Consider the following 1,740-nt stretch of genomic DNA (forward strand, 5'->3'; position numbering starts at 1 on the left):
ACCACCGGTGTCAGCCAGATCAGTGCCGCCATGACTCAACTCAGCGATATCACCCAGCAGAATGCGGCCGCCTCGGAGGAACTTGCAGCGACATCCGAGGAAATGACCGTGCAATCGAACAGCCTGCAGGAACTGATGCGTTTTTTTCAACTGGCTGACACCGTCAGCCTGGGAAATGTCTCGCGTCTGCAACTGCCCTCGACGCAAGCCTACCGCAGCGCCCCGGCACTTCACATCGACGAGCAGGACAGCGGTTTTGTCCGTTTCAGGAGCTGACTCATGAGCATCGATCCGACACCGGTCGCCAACGAAGAACAACAGCGCCAGTACCTGACCTTCAGGGTGGGTCGTGACCTGTTCGGCGTAGCCACCCGCTACGTGCGGGAGATCCTCGAGTTCCACGCCATCACCGCCGTGCCGATGATGCCGCCGCTGGTTCGCGGGGTGATCAACCTGCGGGGCGCCGTGGTACCGATCATCGACCTGGCCGAGCGCTTCGGCCTCGGCAATACCGAACTGGGATCACGCACCTGCATTGTCATCGTCGAGTTACAGGACAGCCATGAGGTCCAGTTGATGGGTGCCCTGGTGAACTCGGTCAATGCCGTCACCGAGATCGAACCGCATTGGCTGCGACAGGCTCCGGCCTTCGGCAGCCGCGTACCCCCTGAATACATCGAAGACCTGGCCCGCGTGGACGAACGCTTCCTCACCCTGCTGCGCATGGAGCAGGTGCTGAACGTCGATCAGATCGCCTCGCTGGCCGGCCAACGCAATCCCTCCCGACTGTCTCTCATTTGATTGCGCAGATGCGCACAGGAGTTATGAAAATGACTATCAGCAAGAAAATGATCCTCCTGGTGATGTCTGCCCTGCTCGGCATTCTCCTGCTCTCGGGGATTTCCTATCAGCAGATGAATCAGGTCTTCACCGCCGCCAACTTCGGCAACGAAAACTCGGTACCGAGTATCGTGGCCTTGAACAAATTGCGTAACGCGGTGAATACCGAGATTCAACTGGTCTACAGCCACATTCTCACCACTGACGACAAGGCCATGGCGGATATCGATACCGCTATAAAGTCCACCAAAAGCGACGTCCAGGCAGCCGTTGACAAGTATGCCCAACTGGTCGCCGACGAGCAGGATCAACAACTGCTGAACACCGACCGCAAGGCGATTGCCGACCTGGTCCAAGGTGAAGAGGCCATACTTGTACTCTCTCGCGCCAATCAGAACGAAAAAGCGCGGGATGCCATGATCGACCTGACCCAGAAGGTGCTTGAGCCACTGCGCGAGATACTCAACAAACACCGCGACTACAACGTGAAGATGGCCGAAGATGCCGCCCTGCGTGCCGACGCCACCCGTCACCAGGCCGCGCTGATCTCCATCACCGTGTCGATCATCACCCTGGTGGTCATTGCCCTGCTGGGCGGGTTCATCACCCGCAACCTGTTGCGCCAGCTCGGTGGCGAACCCGCCTATGCGGCCGAGGTGGTCAGCCGCGTCGCTGCTGGCGACCTCACCGTCAACGTCCAGACCAAGAGCGGCGACACCAGCAGCATGCTGGCCGCTATCCGGGACATGACGCAGAAACTCGGCCAGATCATCGGTGAGGTACGCAGCAACGCCGACGCCCTGAGCAGTGCCTCCGAGCAGATTTCCTCCACCGCCCAGAGCATGAGCCAGGGTGCCTCCGAACAGGCCGCGTCTGTGGAGGAAACCAGTGCCTCGATGG

At 59.8% G+C, this 1,740-nt stretch carries 2 protein-coding genes and 1 pseudogene; all 3 read left to right on the top strand.

What is annotated here, in order from left to right:
- Nucleotides 1-276: pseudogene (locus PF66_RS33275) on the top strand (methyl-accepting chemotaxis protein); the annotation flags it as partial.
- A gap of 3 nt (nt 277-279) precedes the next feature.
- Complete coding sequence (locus PF66_RS31705; protein ID WP_054059126.1) at nt 280-801, top strand: chemotaxis protein CheW; 522 nt, start codon at nt 280-282, stop codon at nt 799-801.
- 29 nt (nt 802-830) lie between these two features.
- Nucleotides 831-1,740: MCP four helix bundle domain-containing protein (locus PF66_RS31710; RefSeq protein WP_160320683.1), on the top strand; the 910-nt coding region annotated here is incomplete at its 3' end.

Origin of the sequence: Pseudomonas asplenii (assembly GCF_001293465.1) — a bacterium.
GTDB classification, from domain to species: Bacteria; Pseudomonadota; Gammaproteobacteria; order Pseudomonadales; family Pseudomonadaceae; genus Aquipseudomonas; species Aquipseudomonas fuscovaginae_B.

Bases quoted from the DNA above. Each gene is read 5' to 3' on its own strand.
- PF66_RS31705 (WP_054059126.1), top strand. From the start codon at position 280: ATGAGCATCGATCCGACACCGGTCGCCAACGAAGAACAACAGCGCCAG.